This window comes from Microcoleus sp. D3_18a_C4 (genome assembly GCF_036702415.1).
GTDB lineage: Bacteria > Cyanobacteriota > Cyanobacteriia > Cyanobacteriales > Microcoleaceae > Microcoleus.
In genome coordinates, this window is record NZ_JAUBTI010000016.1 from 24,742 (window position 1) to 48,725 (window position 23,984).

18 protein-coding genes are annotated in these 23,984 nt (G+C 46.8%); 12 read left to right on the forward strand and 6 right to left on the reverse strand.

Annotation, left to right across the window (positions count from 1 at the left end; all coding sequences use genetic code 11):
- Positions 1 to 356 precede the first annotated feature (356 nt).
- The 5 genes from QUB16_RS10520 (at position 357) to QUB16_RS10540 (ending at position 7,791) form a co-directional block, all read left to right on the forward strand.
- On the forward strand, positions 357 to 863 hold the full coding sequence (locus QUB16_RS10520) for a bifunctional nuclease family protein (protein WP_006635481.1): 507 nt from the start codon (positions 357 to 359) through the stop codon (positions 861 to 863).
- 5 nt (positions 864 to 868) lie between these two features.
- Complete coding sequence (locus QUB16_RS10525) at positions 869 to 1,999, forward strand: aldo/keto reductase (RefSeq protein WP_333138948.1); 1,131 nt, start codon at positions 869 to 871, stop codon at positions 1,997 to 1,999.
- A 757-nt stretch (positions 2,000 to 2,756) separates the two neighbouring features.
- Positions 2,757 to 6,011, forward strand: a complete 3,255-nt coding sequence (locus tag QUB16_RS10530) for a PAS domain-containing protein (RefSeq protein ID WP_333315893.1) — start codon at positions 2,757 to 2,759, stop codon at positions 6,009 to 6,011.
- Positions 6,012 to 6,240: 229 nt separating this feature from the next.
- Complete coding sequence (locus QUB16_RS10535) at positions 6,241 to 6,747, forward strand: hypothetical protein (protein WP_333315894.1); 507 nt, start codon at positions 6,241 to 6,243, stop codon at positions 6,745 to 6,747.
- Positions 6,748 to 6,849: 102 nt separating this feature from the next.
- The gene (locus QUB16_RS10540; RefSeq protein WP_333315895.1) at positions 6,850 to 7,791 is read left to right on the forward strand and encodes a YwqG family protein; all 942 of its coding nucleotides are present in this window, start codon (positions 6,850 to 6,852) and stop codon (positions 7,789 to 7,791) included.
- A gap of 250 nt (positions 7,792 to 8,041) precedes the next feature.
- Here the strand turns inward: QUB16_RS10540 and QUB16_RS10545 are convergent, their stop codons facing one another.
- Together QUB16_RS10545 and QUB16_RS33550 are read right to left on the reverse strand one after the other, a co-directional pair.
- Entirely contained in the window at positions 8,042 to 9,151 is a 1,110-nt protein-coding gene (locus QUB16_RS10545; protein ID WP_333315896.1) for an extracellular solute-binding protein, read from the reverse strand.
- Entirely contained in the window at positions 9,148 to 9,357 is a 210-nt protein-coding gene (locus tag QUB16_RS33550) for a phycobiliprotein lyase (protein WP_445251111.1), read from the reverse strand. Before QUB16_RS33550 ends, QUB16_RS10545 begins: the two co-directional genes overlap by 4 nt.
- Before the next feature lie 807 nt (positions 9,358 to 10,164).
- On the opposite strand from QUB16_RS33550, the gene QUB16_RS10555 reads away from it, so the two are divergent.
- Positions 10,165 to 10,563, forward strand: coding sequence for a hypothetical protein (locus tag QUB16_RS10555; RefSeq protein WP_333315897.1), 399 nt, complete (start codon positions 10,165 to 10,167; stop codon positions 10,561 to 10,563).
- A 302-nt stretch (positions 10,564 to 10,865) separates the two neighbouring features.
- Here QUB16_RS10555 and cobT read toward each other — a convergent pair whose 3' ends face one another.
- The 4 genes from cobT to QUB16_RS10575 all read right to left on the reverse strand — a co-directional run bounded on the left by cobT (position 10,866) and on the right by QUB16_RS10575 (position 14,469).
- Positions 10,866 to 11,972 carry a nicotinate mononucleotide-dependent phosphoribosyltransferase CobT gene (cobT, locus tag QUB16_RS10560; RefSeq protein WP_333315898.1) on the reverse strand — a complete coding sequence of 369 codons (1,107 nt, stop codon included), beginning with the start codon at positions 11,970 to 11,972 and terminating at the stop codon, positions 10,866 to 10,868.
- A 189-nt stretch (positions 11,973 to 12,161) separates the two neighbouring features.
- The gene (locus tag QUB16_RS10565) at positions 12,162 to 12,917 is read right to left on the reverse strand and encodes a DUF2232 domain-containing protein (protein WP_333315899.1); all 756 of its coding nucleotides are present in this window, start codon (positions 12,915 to 12,917) and stop codon (positions 12,162 to 12,164) included.
- 250 nt (positions 12,918 to 13,167) lie between these two features.
- Entirely contained in the window at positions 13,168 to 13,665 is a 498-nt protein-coding gene (locus tag QUB16_RS10570) for a universal stress protein (RefSeq protein WP_333315900.1), read from the reverse strand.
- A gap of 90 nt (positions 13,666 to 13,755) precedes the next feature.
- A complete protein-coding gene (locus tag QUB16_RS10575; RefSeq protein WP_333290119.1) occupies positions 13,756 to 14,469 on the reverse strand; it encodes a Crp/Fnr family transcriptional regulator in 714 nt (237 codons plus the stop codon).
- Positions 14,470 to 15,159: 690 nt separating this feature from the next.
- On the opposite strand from QUB16_RS10575, the gene QUB16_RS10580 reads away from it, so the two are divergent.
- The 6 genes from QUB16_RS10580 (at position 15,160) to QUB16_RS10605 (ending at position 23,968) form a co-directional block, all read left to right on the forward strand.
- On the forward strand, positions 15,160 to 15,321 hold the full coding sequence (locus QUB16_RS10580) for a hypothetical protein (protein WP_333315901.1): 162 nt from the start codon (positions 15,160 to 15,162) through the stop codon (positions 15,319 to 15,321).
- A 374-nt stretch (positions 15,322 to 15,695) separates the two neighbouring features.
- On the forward strand, positions 15,696 to 20,054 hold the full coding sequence (locus QUB16_RS10585) for a hypothetical protein (RefSeq protein ID WP_333315902.1): 4,359 nt from the start codon (positions 15,696 to 15,698) through the stop codon (positions 20,052 to 20,054).
- Positions 20,055 to 20,373: 319 nt separating this feature from the next.
- A complete protein-coding gene (locus tag QUB16_RS10590; RefSeq protein WP_333315903.1) occupies positions 20,374 to 21,039 on the forward strand; it encodes a sugar transferase in 666 nt (221 codons plus the stop codon).
- 81 nt (positions 21,040 to 21,120) lie between these two features.
- On the forward strand, positions 21,121 to 21,366 hold the full coding sequence (locus QUB16_RS10595) for an ADP-ribosylglycohydrolase family protein (protein ID WP_333315904.1): 246 nt from the start codon (positions 21,121 to 21,123) through the stop codon (positions 21,364 to 21,366).
- An 85-nt stretch (positions 21,367 to 21,451) separates the two neighbouring features.
- A complete protein-coding gene (locus QUB16_RS10600; RefSeq protein WP_333315905.1) occupies positions 21,452 to 21,649 on the forward strand; it encodes a hypothetical protein in 198 nt (65 codons plus the stop codon).
- 606 nt (positions 21,650 to 22,255) lie between these two features.
- Positions 22,256 to 23,968 carry a pentapeptide repeat-containing protein gene (locus tag QUB16_RS10605; RefSeq protein ID WP_333315906.1) on the forward strand — a complete coding sequence of 571 codons (1,713 nt, stop codon included), beginning with the start codon at positions 22,256 to 22,258 and terminating at the stop codon, positions 23,966 to 23,968.
- Positions 23,969 to 23,984: the final 16 nt, after the last annotated feature.

Genomic DNA, 23,984 nt, shown 5'->3' on the forward strand with positions numbered 1-23,984 from the left:
GCTGTGCTGACGGGCCTCAGCCTTAACTGGCTACGTTATTTGAGTCACGACACTCCTTGAATGCGACGCTAGTTTTCCGCTCTGTCATTTGCAATTAAACAGTCTTAAGGTCACGCTCGACAGTGTTGCAAGTCTAACAAGCTCTCATAACATTGACCGACAAGCGAACATTACCCCGAAAGGGAGCCGGAGACAACCATATCTCCAAAGAGGGGCAACCATACCCCTCTACCCCCGAAAGGGGAAAGGGGATTCAAGGTGGTGCTCACTGAGCGTAGTCGAATGTGTTGAAACCGCCCATGTTGTTTCCCTCTCAGGACTAAAGTCTCTGAGTTTCCCACTTACCGAGCATTTTTATGATTGAAATGAAAGTCGCTGGAATTGCCTTAGATGCAGCCACGCGCAGTCCTATTGTCCTATTGAGAGACGCTACTGAGCGACGGGCTTTGCCTATTTATATCGGTCAGGAGCAAGCAAAGGCTATTATTAGCGCGATCGAAGGCCACAAGCCTCCTCGGCCCTTAACTCACGATCTGATGGTCAATTTTTTAGAGGCATGGAGTCTTACCTTGGAGCGCATAGTTATTCACTCGCTGCAAGATAACACGTTCTATGCCGTGCTGATCGTCCGTCAGGGAGAAGTTAAAAAAGAGATCGATGCCCGACCTAGCGACGCGATCGCCCTAGCCCTGCGAACGAACTGCCCCATCTGGGTGATGGAAGAAGTCGTCGCCGATGCTTCGATACCTGTCGATCGAGATGCTGATGAGGCAGAACGCCGGGCCTTCCGGGAATTTATCTCAAACCTCCGTCCAGAGGATTTGATTAAGAGAAGCGGCTTTAGCCCGGGCGAAACTTCCTAACATTTATGCGCTATCGACGGTTTGGCAAAACGGAGTTGCACCTGTCTGTATTTTCCTTGGGAACCATGCGCTATTTGGCTTCTGAGGAAACTGCCTGTCAGACTGTACAACAGGCGGTTTCTCAGGGAATCAATCACCTGGAAACGGCGGCGGGTTACGGTTGCAGCGAGGAATATCTTGGCGCAGCCCTTTCGGCTGGTTTGTCTGTCGATCGATCGCGCCTCCACGTCACTACAAAAATTTCCCCAACCGAGGATGCAGCAGCCATGGAACGCTGCATCGACGCATCCCTCAAACGCCTGAATTTAGACTATATCGATTGTCTGGCAATTCACGGTTTGAATACTTGGGAACATTTGGCGATTGTGCGAGATCCCACAGGCTGCATGGAAGCTGTACGCAAAGCCCTGGCTGATGGGATCATTCGGCACGTCGGCTTTTCGACTCACGGGCCTCTGGATCTGATTTTGGCTGCAATCAATACAGATTTGTTTGAATTTGTCAATCTGCATTATTACTATTTTTTTCAGCGCAACGCCCCGGCAATTGAACTCGCCAAAGACAAAGATATGGGCGTTTTCATCATTTCCCCGGCAGATAAAGGAGGGCAACTCTACACGCCCCCGGAAACTCTCGCACAATTGTGCTCGCCTTTCTCGCCCTTAGAGTTGAACTATCGATTTTTACTCAGCGATACGAGGATTGGGACTTTGAGTGTGGGCCCTGCAAATGCCACAGAATTAGAGCAACCTCTGAAATATTGCGATCGCGACTTTCCCCTCACCAACTCCGAAATCGCTGCGTTCGATCGGCTAGAATCGGTTATTGCAGCAACTTTGAAAACCGACAAATGCAGCCAGTGCTATGCCTGTTTGCCTTGCCCGGAAAACATCAACATTCCCGAAGTATTGCGACTCCGCAATCTCGCCGTCGGGTGCGACATGACTGACTTTGGCAAATACCGCTATGCAATGTTTGAAAATGCCGGACACTGGTTTCCCGGCAGCAAAGGCAACCGCTGCACCGATTGCGGCGAATGTTTGCCCCGGTGTCCCGAAGAGTTAGACATCCCAACTTTGCTCAAAGATACTCACCAGCGACTCGGCGGCAAAGCAGGCAGGCGGTTGTGGGATTGAAAAAAAGCTGAAGCAGGGAAAAGGCGATCGAGCGTATCTAAGTGTTGCAATAATTACGCTAAACTTTGGTTGAATCTGATATCTTCTACCATTCTCGCTTAACAGGCCTTTCGGGCCTGTTCCACAAAGAATTAATTTCTTGTGGGGAGTAGGGGTTGGGCAGGAGATCCCGCCCATAAAAACCTTATTGAGAATGGTGTAACATTTCAGTTGAACTGAATTTACGATACAGTCGATCGATAAACTACTTCGTTTTACGACTGTATGCGGGAGCATCCCGATTTGGCAAAAAGCGTTTTTAAGGAGTGCGAGTATCTTGCACAGCAAAGCCTACCTCTAACCGCGAACACTCCTGTGAAAGGACTCATTTGGATGATCCCAATACACTTTAAATAGGAGCCGACAGTATTATATGTAAAAACAACTAAATAACACAATCTAATTAACAGCGAGAAACCGATTTTTTTGAGAATACCCAGTCATTTTCTTGCTTGGTTGGCGGCGAGAGGCAACAATTTTATGATGATATCATGTCCGATCGATTAACCATAATATCCCGGTCGGGGCGGGTTTTGGAGATTGTCAATTATTGGCAGGTATTGTTGGTGAACCCGCCCCTACAAAAATCTCGATCGCTCGACCGGATAGGATAGGAGTGATTAACCGAACTCGATATAAAATCTAAAATCGTTCAACTGAGCGCTCACGCCAAAGTCTAAAATCTAAAATCTAAAATCTAAAATCTAAAATTGATTGCTTGTCATCTACAACCGATCCCGCATCTACTACTATGGCTCATACTCAGTTAAACGACAGCCAGCCAAATTGTCTGCAGCCAACTAAAGTTGCGACTTCCGAAAGAAGATTGAAAGCAGCTTTCAAGCCGTGTACCTACAACTTATCTGTTACCAGAAAACAGCTAATCGGACTGCTGACTTTACAAACAATCTTGCCCGTCGGACTAACGGCAGCAGCAATTTGGCTAACATCGGCACTTGGAAGCAATCAACTGCAAAATCAAGCTAAATCTGAACTGAGCCTTAGTGAAATTAACTACAATCTCCAACTCGATCGCGCCGCCGACCGTTTGCAAAACTCCTCTGACAGCAAAACGATCGCCCAAATAGCCTTATCTTACAACAGCGGTAAAAAAGTATCAGATTTGCAAAAATCTGTCAAGCAAATTCTAGAAAATCAAGTCAAAACAGGGGAAATAGACAGCGCGGCCTTAGTTGGAAAAAACAGGCAGATAGTGGTTAGCGTCAACTCTAACCAGAAGGGAAAAAGTTTTAACCTGCAAAAAATAGTCTATCGAGTATTCGCTACAAAAAACCCAATTACAGCTACCGAAATCATTGCCAAATCGGAATTTCAGGAACAATTGCGATCTTTGTCGGCCGGAAATGGATCTCGCCCTGTTCTCCTCCACTACGCAGCAATTCCCATAAAAGATCCCAAAAATCAGACAGTGATTGCTGCCTTAGTGTTAGGAAAAATTATCAGCAAAACTTCGGCAGTTGCTAGCAGCGAAACCCTCAATTTACAGGGCGGAGGATATCAGGCTATCTACGCACCGCTGGCTGACGGCAAATTTGTCTTGGCAAGTTGGCCAGCAGTTACAAAAAACCAACAGTTACCAGACTTGCTGGCAGAGAAATCGCTGCTGAAATCTGCACTCGCAGCAGGCGGCAAACCAGTCGCCGGAAACGTACAAACAGGCAGTCAAACTTATGCAGTAGCTGCCAAATCCCTTGGCAATTTAGGGGGAAAACCCGCAGCAATTTTAGTGCGATTCATCCCCAAAAGCTCGATCGCAACTTGGTGGGAAAACAACTGGCTGCTGGCCATGTCTGCGACTGCCATTGTTCCCTTCGCCTTGGGAGTTGCCGTCACTCGCCGGATTGCCAAACCCGCTAACTCGGATTTATCAACAGCAGAGGGGAATTGGGCATTTAACTCCAGCGCCGAACTGCCGCAGCAATCGCGGACATTTGATATAATTTATGACAATTTAAATTTCGGCGAATTCCCCGATTTATTTCCCAAAAAATCGAGTTTAGATGGTCAATTAGCCGTAGATTTTCGATATAATAAAAAATTGGCGGGCGCTCGCCCGATCGCAAATCCCCACATCCCGCTTGCTTTCCAACCCCTAGAATTGCCCGAAAACTCCGTCTCAAACCAGTCGCGGCAGGTAAATACAGAACTAGAAAAAAGCGCGATCGCCTTAAATCTAGTCCAGGAAGCTTGGCAAGACTTAAATCGCCTCAACTTGGAATTGCAGCCAGAAATACTCGATCGCCAAAACACTCAAAAAGCCCTGCGAAAGAGCGAAGCACTGCTGCAAGCGATTTTAGACAACTCAACAGCAGTAATTTACATCAAAGATGTTGACGGAAAATACCTGCTCACCAACCGGCATTTTGACAATTTGTTCGACATCGCAAAAGAGCAAATAACAGGGAAAACCGACGGCGATATTTTTCCCCAAGACTCTTCAGCAGCCCTGCGAGAAAATGACCTGAAAGTTCTCGAATCCTCCTCGCCCCTAACCCTCGAAGAAATCATCCCTCAAGACGACGGCCCGCACACTTATATTTCTCTGAAATTTCCCCTCTGCAACTCCGAAGGTAAAGCTTATGCAGTCGGTACAATTTCTACAGATGTGAGCGATCGCAAACTTGCCGAACGCACCCTAGAAAAAGCCAAAGCAGAACTAGAAATAGAAGTCGAACAGCGCACCCTATTCCTCAAACAAGCCAACGAACTCTTGCGGTTTGAACTCGCCGCCAGAGTCCGCGGCGCCATCACAGTCAGACAAATGACGGCTCAAGTAGCCCGACACGCCAGAACAGTTGACGGCATTCTCGGCGCTTCTCTTGACCTAATTTTTCTAGTGGATCGATCGGGAAAATACACCTATGTCAGCCGCACCGCCGCTCAAGCTGCCGGCATGAACCCCAGAGAAATGATTGGCAAAACCTGGCAGGAATTAGGCTGGCCGCCAACAATTATGCAGCGGGTTCACCAAGAATGCGACGGCATATTTGCCACAGCCGAGCCCAAGAAAGGCGAAGTAATTGTCCCCACGGCCAACTGGGGAACCCGTGACTACGAGTACATTCTCAGCCCGGTTTGTACGACAGACGGCAGCGTCGAAGCGGTAGTGGCGACACTGCGGGATATCACCGAACGCAAAGACGCTGAGGAAGCATGGCAGTTGGCTAAAGAAGCCGCAGAACTCGCCAACCGCGCCAAGAGTGCTTTTCTGGCAAACATGAGCCACGAGTTACGCACTCCCCTCAACGCGATTATCGGCTACAGCGATATGCTAGCGGAAGATGCCGAAGAGTTAGGCAACTTACAGGTAGTCTCGGATTTAGACAAAATTCGCACTGCTGGCAAACACTTGCTGCGCCTAATTGACGACATTCTCGACATTTCCAAAATTGAAGCTGACAAGATGGAGATTTACCTCGAAAGCTTCGATGTTGGAGGCTTAATCGAGGAGGTGGTAACAACTATCAAACCGCTAATGGATAAAAACGGCAATACTTTGCAAGTATTGAGTTCTGACAATATCGGCGCGATGCACGGCGATTTGATGAAAGTGCGACAGGTAATGCTGAATTTGCTCAGCAATGCTGCTAAATTTTCTGCTAATGGGGCGATCGTGCTTACTGTCGAAAGAATTACCAGCGAAGAATTAAAAAATAAATATCAACCAAAAATTGCTCAAATGTTAATTTTGGATTCAGACTTTTTAATTTTTCGAGTGACGGACACGGGCATCGGCATGACACAAGAACAGCAAGAGCGACTGTTCCAACCTTTTACTCAAGCGGACAATTCAACTACTCGCAAGTACGGGGGTACTGGTTTGGGACTGACTATCAGTCAGCGTTTTTGTCAGATGATGGGCGGCGATATTGAAGTTACTAGCGAGTTAGATTGCGGTTCTACTTTTACTGCTTGTCTGCCTGCTTCATTGTTTAGGCGATCGGAATTTTAACATGACTGTAGGGGCGGGTTTTACCCACAAGAAAAGAAAAAAAAAACAATCTAATAAACCCGCTCCCACACAACAAAAAATCGCAATGTACATCTTTTGCATATAATAAAATGTAAGGTTGATGTAGGTTATCTGCTGTGCGGGGGCGGGTTTTCTAGATGGCGAGTTGCCGACATAAATGGTTGGTAAAACCCGCCCCTACAGGAAATATATAAAAAAGAAAACAATTATGAAATACGATGTTGATACCCGCAAGAATAGCATTTTGACAAAAAGTTTATTTTTGTTCCTGAGTGCGGGTTCTGCCTGCCTCGGAGCCTTGCTGTGGGGACAATCTGCGGCATTTTCCCAGCAGCCAGTCTGCCCGACTGGCAACCCTGCTAATTTCCCGTCGCCCCCGCTTTCGCAAACCGAAAAAAGTGTGCCGAGTCTGTGGTTAGCTCAAAAACTCTTTGGCGGAAAATTGCTCGATCGCTGGTTTGTCGATCCTGGCAATACTTGGGTAATTCTCATCGTCAACCGCCAACTTTGGAGTTTGCTCGATTATATGGAACGCTATCAATTTGTCAACCGCTTTGGCACTGTCGCCAGCGATTACGGTTACAATGTGCGAGTTTGCAACCGTCAAGGCACAGCTTTGGCAGTTTATTCGTGCAAGGGCGATCGGCTAAGCTGTAAAATAGACTTAGAATCTCTGTCAAATCCCGGTCTCCGAGGCAAACTCAAAGGCTTTTAGTAGGGTGCGTCAGCTAGAGAGATTTTTGGGATAATCGATAAATCAAAAGCTGACGCACCCACATTTTAGCTGATAAATGCGGTTTATAATTCGTATAAAAAAATGAAAACAACCCTTGAGCTTCCTGCTGAATTAGAACCTTTTCGCCAAGAAATTGAAAGTTCAGAAAAGCCTGTTATCAAAATCACTTACGAACGAAAGGCAACTGATTTCTGGTCAAGCAAATTTGGCGGAGTGCCTTACTTGCCGAAAGGTTACAATTTTCCCAAAGATAGTGATGGAAAATATATGCACCTTTTGGCACAACTCAATTTTGAGGAAATATTTGCCCAAGTGCCATATTTAGCGCCTTTCCCCAAAAAAGGAATATTGCAATTTTATATTAGTAAGAACAATCTAGGTTCTTATGGAATGGATATAGAGAAGTTGGACAATCAAAAAGATTTCAAAGTATTGTACTTTTTAGAAATTGACAGAAATCATTGTCAAACAGATTTTGCTTTTTTGTTGGATATCAATGAGAGCTATTCAACTTTAAACAATCAAAAATTTAGTGCCTTGCAATTTGTTGACGAAAATAATTGTCCGATTGATAATCCTTTGGTCGATTGTATTTATGAACATTATTATTCACCTTTAAAGCACCAAGATGTGAATAATTCTCAAGAATGTTTGGCTTTACAGTTTAGTCCTGACAATGAGTGGGTTTGCCCAGAAGACTATCAAATTAATAACATTTTTGAAGAACAAAAACTTAAACAATTCTTTGAGGTAATGAGTGCAGATAATTACAAATTATTTGATTGGTATTATGCTAATTTATACGAAATTCACCATAAAATAGGGGGATACGGCTACTTTACGCAAACTGATCCTCGTGAGTATAGTCCGCAATACAAAGACCATAAAGTTGTACTCTTACACATGATTAGTGATGATGAATTTTGTTGGGGTGATGGTGGAGTAGGTAACTTTTTGATTCGTTCTGAGGACTTAGAAAAATTAGATTTTTCTCAGGTGATTTATAATTACGATTGTTCTTAAAATTAAAATACTAACACTTCAACCCGTGCTATTTTTTTATTTTTCTAAGGTACGTTGTTGCGCTTCAGCGCTCTTTGGAAGCATCTCATTTTTGTAAAAAGTATTTTTTCTTTGAATAATGTCCCGCTCGCCTATTGTACAATACGGGAGCGGGGACAGCACTATAAATGCAAAACTGCGATGCTCCCTGCTCTTTCATAGATAAAAGAGCGCTGAAGCGCAACTACGTACCTCAAAACGTAGTGAAATTTTAGCCTTTCACTACTTGCCGAATTTCTTGCCAGAGCGATCGATACAGCGAGATCCCCGCATCCCCAAAAGGCAGCAGAAAGTCGCTAGCAGCAAGAATCTTAGCATCCGGCAACAACACAGAATTAGTGCGAACAGCTTCCGGCAAATCCTCCGGTTTCATGCCGACAATTATCGGCGAACTAGCCTTAGCCAGCAAAGATAATTGAGGAGCAACCCGAGGCTGCAAGCAAAAATCAATCCATTTTTCCACTAAAGAAACTGGATTCCCCGATGCTGGTTCTACCCACAAATCCGTCCAAAGTGCAGTTCCCGAAACCGGAACTACTAAAGCAATATCCTTTTGAGTTTGCAGCAGTGGGAGCAAGTCTCCAGAGGAACCTACGGCCAACCAAGTATCGCCTAAAATTAATGGTTGCAGGTAAGCGTCGGAACTGTAAAATTTAACTTGTCGGTGCAGATTTGCGAGTTCTTTTTTGAGATTGGGGACTTTATCTAATTGCTGCGTATTGTAAGATTTCCCTAGTTTTTTTAATGTTAAACCGATAACTTCTCTGGCACTGTCTGGCAGAGAAATTCGATCGCGCAATTCGACTCGCCACAAGTCTTTCCAATCTGTCGGAGTCCACCCCAAAGCCTTAAATTTGTCGGTTCGATAGGCAATTACCGTACTTCCCCAGCGGTAAGGTGCAGCCCACACTTTACCTTGAGGATCTAATTTACCCTCGTCGTTGCGCCTGACGAGTTTTTGCCATCTTTCGGGCAATTGTGACCAATTAGCAAACTTACCAGGATCGATCGGCTTAATCAATTTTTGCCTAATTGCCAAAGTCAGCCAGTAATCTCCCAACATCACCAAGTTAGCTTGATTTTTTGATTCGGGAACCCGTTTCCACTCCTGCAACAGGGCGAATAATTCTTTTAATTCTGCTTCTTGCCTTACCTGCAAAAGCGGAGACGGTTGTACATCGCGGCTAAATTTGCTTACCAGTTGGGCCGGAATACCGTTTTTGAGCGATCGAATTTTGAGCATGGGCTTCGAGTCGCACCCTGCCGCCAATTGACTTAAAGTTAGGGTGGCGGCCCCCAATAGCAAAGACCTTCGTTTCACCTGTCAATCCGCTTTTCTAAATATTGACCCATCGTTTTGTGTTCTGCAGCCCGGGAAATAATTGTTTGTCGAGTCCGGTAGTTGGCGCCGATTTGTCTTATTTCTTTTTCAAACACAGAGCCATTGTACTCGGTTCTGCTGCGAAGAGAGTCTGTTTGACCGAAAGCATCGAGGATACAAGCCTCCGAATTTATCCGTGGGGTCAATGCTTCAATTCTAAAATCTAAAATCTAAAATCGCGCAATCGCGCAATCGATTGGCTCTTGCCCTGATTTTACCTTCTACATTGTCGATCGAGCTTTCCGATGCGGAAAACTCCGTCAACTTAACGCCTAATTTCTCTGCAAAAAGTTCCTTTGAGCCAGTTTTGCTCGCCAGCCGGGTCGATCGACTGCATCTGTGTTACATTTTTTAATATAACGAAACCACGAGACCGCTGCCATCTGCCGTTGGATGACGCTTTTTACACAACCGAAGTAAAAAATCCTTTTTAAATCGGTGACAGCTTAATAAATAAAAAAACTAAAAATCCATTCATCTCATATGTTGCACCATTCTCAATTAGCCTTTTAGCAACAGGCTTTTCGGCCTGTTCCACAAGAAAATTTATGTTTTGTGGAACGGGCCCCAGAGCCCGTTCTTGAGAATGCTGCAAGATGTGAGTTCATCTGAATCCTGAAAGCACTGGCGAGAGCGAAGTCAATCTAATAGGACGCTGTGCGATCCGACTCTCAGACACCCGACGTTTTAACTCTGATTGAAGGTTTGAACGAAGTATGGGGGTTAACCAACCCGGTTCCTGTGTCCAAGACTATCTAAAACCTAAAATCTAAAATCTACAATCGACCCACGAATGCCGATCGATTATCTTCAAGCTGGCTCCCTAAATCTACCGTCAGGATTGGGAACACAACAATTAAGTCAAAAATTAAATAATTTAGTGATAAATCCAAGTTATGTAAAGATTTACCTAAAATGTAAAGATATTAAGTTACGAGCCAAAGGATGATTGTATGGAAGCGCTCCGCCAGCAAGTTACAGTATTGAGCCAACAAGTCGAGGCCCTCTACAAACTCATAGAAAACCTCAATGAAAAGCTCTTGGAGTCGGCCAAGGAGACGAAGCTGACCCAGCAACAGATAAACGATCGCTCTGGAACGGTAGGAAATGACAAAACCTCGCCCTATAAAAGCTACAGCAGTCTCGACGGCCTCCTCGAACACAAAGACATACTGTTAGATGACAGCTACTTCGACAAAAATTCTCAAAGCTTGGAAAAAGAGCTGAGCGCAGAGATTCAAATCCAGCGCTTAACAGCTCAGCTAACAGCAGCTTACAATCGAATTGCCGCCTTGGAAGAACAGTTGCTCTCCAAAAGAATGCACTCGCAACATCTAGGCGGGCCTAATTAAATATTGCTACCGGGTATCGGGTATTAATTTCAGAAAAAATACAATTTGCGTCGATTTATGCTCGTCTACTTATAGAGTGATTGTAGGGAGTTTTTGGTCTCGCACAAGTAGGATGGGAATAGCATATTAAGGCGAGATTTGGTATAGAAATAGCAATCCTCTTTATTTGGTGAACAAGATTTTTTTTGATGAACCGCAGAGGGCACAGAGGGCGCAGAGAGAGAGCAGAAAGAGCAGAAAGAGCAGAAAGAGCAGAAAGAGAGAAGTTCGCAAATCCGGGATCGATTGCTATAACTACGTACTTAATTTTTAACTTCACACCGCGAGGCTAAAGCTTCAACAGCGTGGAGGAGTTGAGTTGGAGTCCAATTTGCAGTCAAGCCACTGGCGATCGCACACGCACCCGCACCGACCCCTTCTTTAACATAGCCGCGATCGTAAGCTTGCAGTTGGCCGTAGCGAGATCCAGCAAAACTTAGCTGCGCCGCCAACAGAGGCACACCCCCGATATCCGACGCAAGTCCTACAGTGTCTCCTGTAGGGTCTTCGGCCACCCAGCGCGTACTCCCCACCGCGACTTGTTCGGGACTCCATAGCAGAGCATATTCACGGGCTAAGGCTTGCATCAAAGCGTATACTGCCAGCATTTGCGTCCCCCCTGCCAGAAGCACGCCGCAAGTCTGACTCGCGGCGATCGCCATTCCCGCCACCGCTATTTGCATCGGATCGCCTACCGCCGCTACCAATTCCAAGGGAGTGCTGTTTTGTCCGTTAATTTCCCACTCAGCATTATTGAGTCCCGCTGTCACCGCCGCCAATTTTTGAGCGTGATTGCAGCGAGGATGAGAACTATTAACTTTGCCCGCCGCTGCAATACCCAAACCCATTAACACGCCCAAAGCAGTAGTCGTTCCCCCAACTACGCACTCCCCTAAAATTAAATAGCTGCCATTAGTTTGAGCAGCCAATTTAGCTCCCCAAATTAATCCTTGTTCGAGCAAATGTTTGACTGTTTCGAGTTCTAAAGCATTCCCAGAAATCAGACACTTTGCCGGAGTGCCGCCCAAATCAATTGCAGGTACGGGAGGTGGGAGGGGCAAACCAGCATTAAATAGGTAAAGGGGAAGTTCCAAAGCTTCGACTACAGCGCGAGATATCAGTACCGGCGAGGCACCCGCTTCTAGGGGCGGCAAAGGATATTGGGGCGACGGTTGGGGGCCGTTATACAAAAATTCTGCATCGGCTAAACAAGTAAATTGTCGATCGTGCGGGGTTGCTCCTGCTGCTGAAATCCCCGGAATTAAGCCTGTCGCGGTAAATCCTAACACGCAGGCAAATATCGGTTTTTGTCCCCGATAGCGATCGAGCCACCGCTGCCCCTGTTCAATTTTTGTATAAATACCAATCATAAATTAGTCATTAGTCATTAGTCCTTAGTCATTAGTTAGCAGTCATTAGTCATTAAACCTCTCCCATAATTATTGTGGAACAGGCATCCTGCCTGTTCAAGACTTGCTTTTCAGGAGAGGTCTATTAGTCATTAGTCATTAGTTATTTAGTAGCAATTAGCAATGCCCAATGCCCTGTTTGGCCAATAACTACTCTTCATAATCGATCAAAACTTGCACCCAGCTTGGCGGCCGCGGAATTGGATTTCCCAAACGATCTAATAGCAGCAAAGCTACTAAATGCACTACAAATAAATAGACAATATTGTTAACCAAAATCATCCCGGCGGCGATCGCCCCAATTGTGTTCAAACTCGGTACATTAAGCCAGCCCAGCTTCACAAACACCCATTCCACCATCTCTGTTACCTGGGCGGTGACGTAAACCCATAAATCTTGACCCACCAACGCTGACAGCAGCCAAAACCGAAAAAAGAAGCCTACAGTACCAATTACTGCACCCACACTAACAGAAAGTGACCAACTCGCTTTGCGCCTCCAAAGTCCTCCCAGCGCAACTCCCATAATTCCAAAAGGCATCACGTATAAAATGCTCCGCGTCGGGCCCATGAGTACCGACAGCAGCAAACCCGATACCAAAGCTGCCATCCAAGCTGCTCGGTTGCCCCAACGCAAGTAAACCAGGGCGATGGGTATCGGGAAAAAAACCCGCAGCAAAGGCCCCAGCGGAAAGTAATAATTTACCAGCCAAATTAAGCTAGCGGTACTTGCCAAAAAAGCCGTTTCTACCAGCCTTAAAGGCGCTTCCCCAGAGGGGCGCTTCCCCGGATCGGGATTTGTACGATCGCCAGCCATTGCTGAAATATCGGCGGTTTGCGGCTCGTTATTTGTACTGGGGGAACTACCCGAATTAGACGCAGCATCTGCTGACAAAAAATCACTCATCCGATTTTAGATTTTAGATTTTAGATTTTAGATTTTACGGGACTTGCACCCGATACGGCTGATTCGCGATTTTCCGATTTTAGATTTTAGATTTTAGATTTTACCGGACTTGCGCCCGATACGGCTGATTCCCGGTTTCACTGTTTGGATGCCCCGCCGCCCAATTTAATATCGATCGCAGAAACCGGGTTTAGGTAGGAACGCAAGTCTTATTTTAGATGGATTTTCTCAGCCAAAATTTTCAGCAGCACTATTTTTCGATTTTGGCTTCCTGGATTACCAAAACCGAACAAGATGCGTGGTGAACGACATAATTGCTGACGCTGCCGAGGAAAGCTTCTGCCAGCCCCGTGCGGCCGCGCCTTCCCAACACTATTAAATCTGCGCCCCAATTTTCGGCGGCTTCACAGATACTATGCCCCGGAGCGCCGTCCTTTTTGCAGTCAAATTCCACCTGCAATCCTTGTTTTGCTGCGGCGTCGCAGTAATTTTTCAGCAAACCAGAAGCCTGTTTTTCCTCGGTTTCCAGCCGCAAACGTTGAGCTTGATAAGCTTGATTCATTAACTCGACATTCATGCCCAAATCTACCGGAATTGGCACTGCCGTCTCGCCCAACGTGTTGACAGTAACGCAGTTAAATAGCATCACCTGGGCCCGAGCGCTCAGAGCTAATTCTAAAGCTTGACTGAAGACGCGGTGGCTCAGTTCTGAATCATCTAAGGCAACAAAAATTTTCTTAAAACTCATAGCTTTACCTCCGGCGGGAAATCATTAATATCAGTTAATTAACAGAGAGTGCTTTTGAATTAGATTCAATGAAAGCAATCTCTGATACTTCTAGACTAACAGACGCTCTAAGGCGTGCAGGTCGGGAATGCACAAAACGTCACGTTCGCGCTGAATAGTTCCTTTTTTTTCCAGCTTGCTCAGCACTCGCGTTACTGTTTCGCGAGCCAGCCCGCTGAGGCTGCTCAATTCTCTGTGTGGCAGGTTCGGTATTTCGGTACCTCCTGTTTCCATGATTTTTTTGCCTTGCCCCTCTGCCAAAAATAATAGAATATCTGCTACTCGCGAGGTACTGTCCGACTCTCGCAAACGCAGGCGGCGGTTGACTTGTCGCAGGCGACGCGCCATCAGTTGAGCTAGGCGAATGCCTGCTAGCGGCTCGGTATGAATAAGCTGCACAAAATCCTGAGATGGCATATTGCCGATCAGTGTCGGGGCTAGGGTGATGACATCTGTCGATCGCGGTGCTTCTTCGATCGCGGCCATTTCCCCGAACAGTTCTCCTTTCCCTAAAATATTCAGTGTTACTTCTTTTCCGTCTAGGTTGTAGGTGCGAATTTTCACCCAACCATCCAATATAAAATACACTGATGTTCCCCAGTCATTTTCGAGTAAAATCACTTGATTTGCCGGATGACTGCGGGTAACGATGTGGAGAGTTGCTCTCTCAATTACAGGATCGGGCAAGCCTGCAAAAAAAGGAGTAGAAACTATCAATTGATTTATATTGGACTGCGGATCTCGGGTGTTAAAGCGGTCTTCCATGAGGCCATCATTTTAATTTACGCGCTTGAGCTGCGCTGGGCAGTTAGAAATAGCTTGCAGCCGAGTCATTCGATTTGAGATTCCAGATTTGAGAAACAAGGATCTAAAATCGGCAATTTTACCTCTAAAGTTTTGCGGTCAAAGGCTCAATATGGGAATTAATAGCCTCAAGCTCTGATTGGGAGCTAGAAACTAAAGAATATACCATAATTTTTTAGATAAATACCACGGAGCAAATTTTATTAACAAAATTTTAGCAATGTGGCAAACGACTGAGCCGATCGAATTACCTTTGAAAGCTCTTCGCGAAGACAAGCTTAACACTGCTGAGAGATTTGTTGTCAGTCGGCCCTGGTGTCGAGAAGGCAGAATCCACAAGCACAAGGGGTGCAAGCACGGTAGACAGAGCCCAAATCCGAGCAACTGCCTAGAACCTGGCGAATGTCAGCACGATCGGCAAAATCCACAGCCATTGCGAGCCTAAAGACTTGCGATCTTGGCGAGCGAAACCCACCCACTTCCCAGCCAACTTTTCTGCTACCCCAAGATTATTGTACCATTAGTATCTAGCCACGAATACATATAAAAGGCTATAATTAAAGGTTACTCAAACCGACTGTACGGGGACAATCCCAAATCCCGGCATCCCAAATCGCAAATTGTTTGAGGTTTTTTCCAATTCGGTGAAAAATGAAGACACAGTGGCGCGCCGCCATGCTAACAAAACTCGCGGTGACAGTGTGCGCCCCGCCCTTCAAGCGGGTGAAGGCAAAAGTTCGTCGGGATCGCAGCTATTCCGAGCAGGAATCGGCCTCCGGGCCGGGAAACTCGCCCCTGATCCGCAGAATTTGACAGCACTTGCAATTGATAGAAGCGGGCATTTGGTGCGGAAGTACCGGCTAACCTATGATAGGCAATAGAAGTTATCCGAAGACAAAAGGTTAATTAACTGTTGTCAGAAAATATTAGTAAATTATTGACTGACTCGCATTCAGATTATTCTATCTATTGGCATCGCTGCCGCCTGACAATCAAGCATCCAGGATACAAGCCCCCGGATTCATCCGTCCAGAAATAAAAAACCTGTATCCGATAAAGGAGCCCCCGAATTGATCCGTGAGGTCAATGCTTCAATCTAAAATCTAAAATCTAAAATCTAAAATCGATTGACTTCAGTCTTTTGTCGGTAAAGTTTCTCCCAAGCCGCATTCCCAGAGGTTCCGCCCTTGAATTCTCAGAAGTACAAAATTCAAGCACTGATTGCTGAGATAGACGAGGTACTCAGCAAGCCCGCACCCCGCTTGCCTTGGACGGGTTCGCTCGATACTGTCCACCAGCGCCAACTTTTAGAGCGAGTTCGCGCTTATCTGGTTTCCTCAGACTCAAAGCTAACGGCCCCAAAGGCCCCCGCCCGCCCAAATGTCCGCCCCGAACCAGTTCCAGTACCCAAAGTGCCTCTGCCCGCGCCTCGCCCCTCAGCCGCAGAGCAAATCATGCTTGCCGTAACCGGAGAAATCAGCCACCTGCGTTCCAGCCTGACAGGGCCGCTCCAAGAAGACATAGAAGCTCTGCGGCAAGAGCAGCAAGCTCTAATTCAAGAAATCAAACTGCTAGAAGCAAAACGGCAGCAGCAACAATCCCTAGCTCAACAACAAGCCAACCAACAGCAAATCATTGGTGAATTCTTGCAGGTACTGACTGCCCGCTTGGAAGAAACCTTGACTAGCGATTTCTCCCAAATTCTAAGTTCCCTAGAAAATCAGTTATTGCAAAGCATCTCAGCACCTTACTCTTTGGGCAGTGCGCCTGATGAACAATCGGCTATTGACGTAACACTTAACCCACAAACCTCAGAAGAACCCCCGCTGCTGACGCCGGCTCAGAGGTTGGAGCAAATGCAACTGTTCCAATCTCATGCTGACAGTCTGCTGATGAGTCTCGATTCTAGGATGGCTATCGTGTTCCAGGCTTTGCAAGCAAATCTGCAAGGCTATGAAGCTTCCTTGAGACAAGAACTCGAAAATATGTACGGTTTGAGCCAGCAGAGCGAGGCGATGTTCGCGGCTTTGGTCAACCACTTGGCCTCACAGTTGGGGCGAGAAGCGTCTTCCTACGTTCAACAGCCGATCGATTTAGCAAATAATCTCGAAACCGTCACCCCAACCGCAGCCGATCGATCTTCTGTCGCTCCCGCCCCTTCAAATACTGCGATCGAGCACTCAGCCGCAGAGACTCAGACTGGAGACTCGGTGCGGGAAATTCGCACCGGCGAATTCGGAGAAGAAGACAGATTTCCCTACGCCGGTACAGAAATTTCTCCGCAATTCAAACAGTTGAGGCGCGACCGCGACCGCATTCAAGCCCCAATTTTGCTCCCGGAATTGGAAGATAATTTGTTCGGTTATGCACCCGAAACATCTCCAAATGCAACTGGGTTTGCTGAGGGTGAATCGGAGAATAGCTTAACAGAAACGGGCGAAGATATTGAGGATTTGTATGCAAGTTTGTTCGCGGAAGAAGCGGTTCCTGAAGTAGAATTACAAATCGAAATTTCCCCCGTAGAAAATACTGTAATTGAGCCCCAAAGTGAAGGTGTAGAATATCAAGCGGCGACGGATCAGAAAACTGCCGACTCGCTAAACATGACCGAAGATTTGTTTGTAAATCTGCTGGATGAAGGCGAATCTCTGGAAGAGATTTTAGTAGATGAAGATTCAAACTTTGTAATGGGGAATTCTGTAGAGTCTCTAACTTTAGATAGTGCCGATTTATTTGAACCGCAAGGGACAACAGTACCTCAAGTTTCAGCAGCACCAGCCTCCAATGCTGAGCTGCAACTTGACGCGGACGATCGAGAAAATATAGAAACGGGTCACAACCAAGGCGAGCAGTTCGGCGCTACAGTCCCTCAATCAGCAGCTTTGCCGTTGAGAACGTCTGCAGAAATTACCCCAACCCCCCCCAGTGCCGGGTCCCGTGTGCCGAGTGCCGGTGACGTTCAAACGGGCGAGTTCGACTCATCCTCGCAGGGGCTCGATGATGGGTACATCCAAGCTTCGCCGGACGAAGATTTGCTGCCAGTCGAGGAGTTAGAAGATGACCTCGATCGAGCTCTAAATTTGGACAACAATACTCTGGAACTTTTGGAGGCAGACCTCTACAATCTGGAGGGATTGGAAAATACTAGCTTCGGGCGATCGAATTTCTCAGTCGCTAACAGCTTGGATTTATCGGCGAGTTCCTCCGAAGGCAGTGCAACAAATCCCTTTGCGGAGGTGGCAGAGGAAGAACTCGGCACGCTGGAGGATTTGTTCTCCGATGAGTTGGAACTCTCCTCTGATGATGAACCCTTTGTTTTGGAAGACGAACTTGAGGATGATTTGTTTGCTGAGGAAGACGACTCGAATTTGACGCTAGACGAGATTTTGGCTAGTTTGACTGAGACCGATCGACCTTTGACTGATTCTCCCCCTCCAGAAACTGCCGAAACTAACGAACTGCGATCGAGTCCTCCAGAAAGTCAAAAAAAAAACCTAATTTCGACAGAGAGTAAAGCAGCAGTTGTTGAGGGGAAAACCGATTTTAGCGAGTTTGCCGAAACACAGCAGCAAGACTCGGCTGGACATTCTGCAGCAGGTGCGATCGCCCCATCCCGACAACGCCGGAATTCTAGCTGGTATTTAGGCATTGATTTTGGTTCCACCGGCCTGTCTGCGACTTTGGTCGATCGCACCAGCGGCCAGTTGCACCCGATTTACTGGGAAGCATCGCAGGCTGAGGCTTGGGCAGCAGACGCCAGTTGTCGGATTCCCTCGGCTGCGGTGTTGGCCCAAACAGCCCCAGGTAGCCCGGGGTCAGAGGTGACAGTCAAGTCGGTGGGATTCCGACCCCAGGCTTTGTCTGCTGGAGAATTTTTACTGGAAAATTTAAAATTGCCTTTAAAGGTGGGCATTCCTTATCAGCGGGAGGCTGCTGGGATGTACGAACCGCTGTTGCAGTGGTCGCCTTTGCAGGCTTTTTCGATCGCCTTGCCGCTGCAAGGTGTGCGGGCGCTGCTGGCTACTTTGAATCCGAGTTTGCGGGGACAAAAATTTGCCGAATCGGGGGAAATTTTGGATTCTGCACCAAGGGCGAATTTTGCAGGATTGCCAGTTTCTAATTTAATTTGTAGGGCTTCGGGACTGACGCCAGAAACTCTCGATGCGGCGCTTTTAGACTTGCAGGGTGTAATTTTGGGGACTCCGGCCGGCGGGTCGGATGTTTATCGGTTTAATCTGCGGGAGGCGGTTTTGGGCGCGTCTCTGGTGGCTTCATGTTCGCAAATTTTTGTGGTGGAAGATGCGATCGCCACTTTGCTTGCTGCTGTAACTCCTGTGAAAAATAACATGGAAGTCGAGTCGTCAGCCGTGGATTCTGCTAAGGACGGTGAAGAAGCTGCACCGCTGAGTGTGAATGCTTCGTCTTTTAGCGGGGGAACTTTGATTTTGAATGCGGGGGCGGCGACGGTGGAATTAGCTTTAGTTGAGTTGCCGTCTAATCTTCAAGATTTAACTCGTGCTGATTTTACTTGCCACAGTTTTGATGCGGCTGGCGATGCTTTCGATCAGGATATTATCTGTCAGTTGTTGGCTAAAAATGAAACTTGGGGAATGTCGATCGATTTGCCACGTCCTGGCCATCCAGATTTGCCGAGTCGCTATCAATTGCAGCAGCAGTTACAAGGTTCTGCTTTTGGCCTGCAATTGTTAGAGGCGGCAAGGCAAATAAAAGTTGTTTTGCAACATCAAAAAAGTTTTGCTTTGGATATTGGTCAGCAGCATTGGGATGTGAAGCGCAAAGATTTGGAAAGTCTGGTTTTAGTGCCTTTTGTGCAGCAGTTGAATCGTGAATTGAATGCTTTGCTCAGCCGCGCGGGAATGTCGCCGGCGGGGATTAATCAGGCGATTTGTGCGGGGGGTATGGGTGCTTGGCCTGCGATCGCCCGCTGGTTGCGGCAGAAGCTGCCGAATGCGATCGTGGTTCAAGACCAGGAATTGCAGGGCGATCGAGATATTTTTGAGATTGACAATTCTGGATTAAATTCTGTATCTCAAAGTACAAATTTCCCCCAAAAAATTGGTCGAGTTGCCTGCGGGTTAGCGAGTTTGGCTCTCTATCCTCAAATTTTGGGTGTGTCGCAGCAGCAGTACAGCGACTTTTTTCTGCTGTGGGAATTAATGCAGGTTTTGGGTGAGGAAACTCTGAGCTTTCAGGAAATTTTGCAGTTGTTGGAGGGCCAAGGCGTGAATACCCGCACCTGCGAACCCCGGATTCTGCGGATTTTGGAAGGAAATTTGCCGGCGGGACTTGTGCCTGCGGAGGAAGATTTCATGCTGCTGGCCGAGGAGTCGAGGCAAAATCCTGATTGGGAAGAAATTTGGGCTGAGCCGCTTTTCTTTGAAGATGTCTCGCGGGGTTATCGGTTGAATCTGGAACACGCCTCTGTTATTCGCGAATATTTAGGCAAACTCGCCTCTAGCAGCCAGCAAAAATTGTTAGAGCCGCTAACACTTGCTTGGGATGTTCGCACCGATATTTATCGCTAAAGGGCAAAAAACCCGGTTTCTCAGTAGCACCCTCCCTGTCTTCCGGGAAGAGTCCTAGTCGAAACCAGGTTTTTTTGCGTCCAGGACTAACTTTTTTCTGTAAATTTACGTAAGTTTACATAAAGTAAATACGTTTTTAGAAGAAATACACAGAAACTTTATAAAAGTGTGAGTGCTTTTTAAAGATTGTGCAAAGCTCCGCTTTTGAGGTTATGCAGATTTGGCGAGACTAATAAGATGGACGTGAGATGTCGTTAAAGTTGAGACAAATCATATGAAATTTCCGATGGGTGCCTCGTCGAAATCCTCATTATCAGAAATGCTGTCCTTATTTTTTCAAGAATTTACTTACAGAGTCTGTGTATCAAAACAACAGCCTCACCGATCCGTAACGAGCAAGGTAAAACGGTCGATCGATATTTTGGGCTCACTGCTGGGACTGGCAATTGCTGCAGTGGTGGCGGTGCCGGTGGCAGTGGCGATGCTGTTGGACAATCCGGGCCCGCTGCTGTACAGTCAAGTCCGCTGCAGCTTCAAAGGGCGACATTTCAGAATGTGGAAATTTCGATCGATGGTTGTCGATGCAGAAAATCTCAAACATTTAGTTAGCAACCAAGCCAAGGGTCACATTTTTAAGAATGAAAATGACCCGCGAATTACCCGCGTCGGCCGCTTCTTGCGGAGCACGAGTTTGGACGAGTTGCCTCAATTCTGGAACGTGTTAGTTGGCGACATGAGTTTGGTGGGAACTAGACCGCCAACTCCCGATGAGGTTGCTGCCTATGAGGAGTTCCACTGGCAACGTTTAAATGTCAAACCCGGGCTGACTGGGGAGTGGCAAGTCCACGGACGGTCTGGAGTTAAAGACTTTAACGATATTGTGCAGATGGATCTCGACTATCAGGGCAAGTGGTCTGTTGTCTACGACATCAGTCTGATTTGCAAAACAATTGGGGTGGTCTTCAGCAAAAACGGTGCGTGTTAAATAGGTAAGTTGTTTTGGGTTGTTTTTTTTATTATTTTAGGAAAAAACAGGGGATGAAATAGTTGGGAACTGATTAAATATATGTTAATAGAATTAGCGATTGGTGACGCTTATGGTGCGGGTTTTGAATTTGTTGACCAGCAGACGATCGAATTGTACAACAATCTCAACGGGTACATCAAGCATCCCCATCACGACATCCCGCCTGGATGCTACACAGACGATACGCAGATGAGTTTAGCCGTCGCAGAAGCTATCGTCTCTATTATGAATTTGCATAATTTAATGACTTTTTCTCGCTGGCTGGGAGTGCCTTTTGTGCCGTAGTTTAACCGCGAATTGAATACTTTGGTCAGCCGCGCGGGAATGTCGCCAGTGGGGATTTATCACGCGATTTGTGCGGGGGTTATGGGTGCTTGGTCTGCGCCGCTGGTTGCTGCAGAAGCTGCCGAATGCGATCGTGGTTCAAAACCAGGAATTGCAGGTCGATCGAGATATTTTTGCAATCCACAATTCTCCCTTAAATTCTGTATCTCAAATTACCAAATTATCAGAAAAAAAAATAGTCTATTTGCCTGCCGGTTGGCGAGTTTTGCTCTCTATCCTCTAGCAGCAGCAATGCCAAAAATTGTTAGAGCCACTCACAATTACTTGGGATGTTCGCACCGGTAGTTATCGGTAAGTATATAAACTTATCATTTATCATCGCCCTTAGATAAAGCTCATAGGAATTACGCAACTGTCACACTTATGTCAACTTGTAGGGTGCCTCAGACTTCGTTGTTATTGGGCAATTATCAAGGGTTTCAGGTTTCGGACAACCCTACCAATTGTGCCAGTTGTGTAAGTTTTGAATAAAAAACAGCATACCCAAAACCCGCAGCACTTACAGCAGAATTCAGGAGTCAAGAGCGTTGCCCTGACGAAGGGTATAACAGCGAATAGTCAGAATTAGTTTGTGCTTTTTTCCGTAACAATACTTAATTTTCTTATAAAAAGTTATGCTTTTCTAGAATAAATTAACACCATTTTTATAAAAGTGTGCTTTTTTGTAAAGATTGTGTAAAGAAGAGCCTTTGCCGGTTGTGGAAAATTTGGGGCTCTCATAAGATGTTGCCAGATTCAGCTATTACAAATATTTGAGTCTTTAGTCTAAAGTCAAGACCAATTGCTTCACTCTTCAAAATCATAAGTTTTCACTTTTTGGTAACTACAAATGGTAGCGCAAAACTTTAGCAATCAAAGTTTGATCGGCAATAACTTTAGTGGGCAAAACCTCAATGGTTCCACATTCTTCAAAGCCCGACTAGAAAACGTCTTGTTCCGGCGCAACGCTCAAGGTACCTCCACTCAACTCAGAGGTACCAACTTTGAAGAAGCCTTTCTGCTGAATGTAGATGCAACGAATGCGATTTTTGCTGCCAATACCAACTTTCAACCGGCGAATTTTTATAAAGCGACCTTAGAAAACGTCAATTTCAGTCGCGCCAACCTAACTGGAGTAAATCTGTCGCTGATCAGCACAAAATTCATCAACCTGTCCAACGCCAACCTGACGAATGCCATTCTCCATGATGCCAACCTCAGCGGCGAACAGTCGCAGCGACCGAATCTAAGGGGAGCAAACTTTACGGGTGCTGATTTCTATAACGCGAATCTGAAAGCGGCTGACTTTACGGGTGCCAATTTGACGAATGCCAAATTCCAGGGTGCTAGTCTCGAAGGAACCTTGTTGATCAATGCGAACTTTACTGGCGCTCAATTCGACGTATCGACTAATTTCACAGACATTATCCTCAGCAACTCCATCTTTGACCTTGCCAACCTGAGTGGGGTTAATCTGACCGATACCAACCCACCCGATGGATTGACACTGACAACTTCTAGCTTTCGCGGAGCCGATTTGACTGAGTTTAGTGCCGAAGATGTCAATCTGGCTGGTGCTGACTTCAGCGCCCATGCAAATGGTACGCGCACTCAAATGGGTGGTGCTAGTTTCGCAGATTCTGAGTTGAACAACGCGAACCTGACTCAGGTGATTGCAGAAGGCATATTCCTGGACGGTGCTGATTTGAGCAATGCAATCATGGTTGCTGCTGATCTCAGCAATGGCAACCTGAGTGGAGCAATTCTCGTTGGCGCTAACCTGACGGGTGGAGTCCAGTTAGACAACGCTTTTATTGAGAAGAGCAATCTGGCGGGAGCCAACTTTACAGGGGCAAACCTGACAGGCGCTAACCTCAAGGAAGCGGCTGGGGATGACCTGACCAACTTTAGAAACGCCGATCTGTCAGGTGCCAACCTAGAGGTGGGGAATTTTATCGGTACCAACTTCACCAATGCCAACTTCACCAATGCCAACCTGGCCAAAGCCAATTTCACCGGTGCCGTTATGGTCGGGGCGAACATGACCGGGGTCAATGCAGTGGATGTTGTGGGTCTGACGATCGGGACTGGCGGCACCGATACCGTGAGTGGAACCGGAGGCGACGATAATCTCTTCGGGCTCGACAGCAATGACTCCCTCAACGGCGGTGATGGGGATGATTACTTGGATGGCGGTAGCGGTGCTGATGTCCTGACCGGTGGGCCGGGCCAGGATGCGTTGTTTGGTGCTGGGGGAAATGACACCCTGACGGGTGGGGGTGGCAGAGATACCATTCACTACCGCAGTGGTCATGGTTCCGATCGCGTGAATGGTTTCACCCTCGGAGCCAGCGGAGACATTCTATCCTTCACTGGCATTGCAGCGATCGATGTGGTGCAGTCTGGCGCGAACACTCTATTGCGATCGGGCAATGGCATTGCTGGCGATGCCGGTTTTGGTACAGGCGCGCTGTTGATCACCCTAGCTAACACTTCATTTACGGCAGCTCATGTGACCACCAATGTCAACTCGACCAACAGGCCCATCTTCCAGTTCTCGTAACCTCAATTCGGAGTCT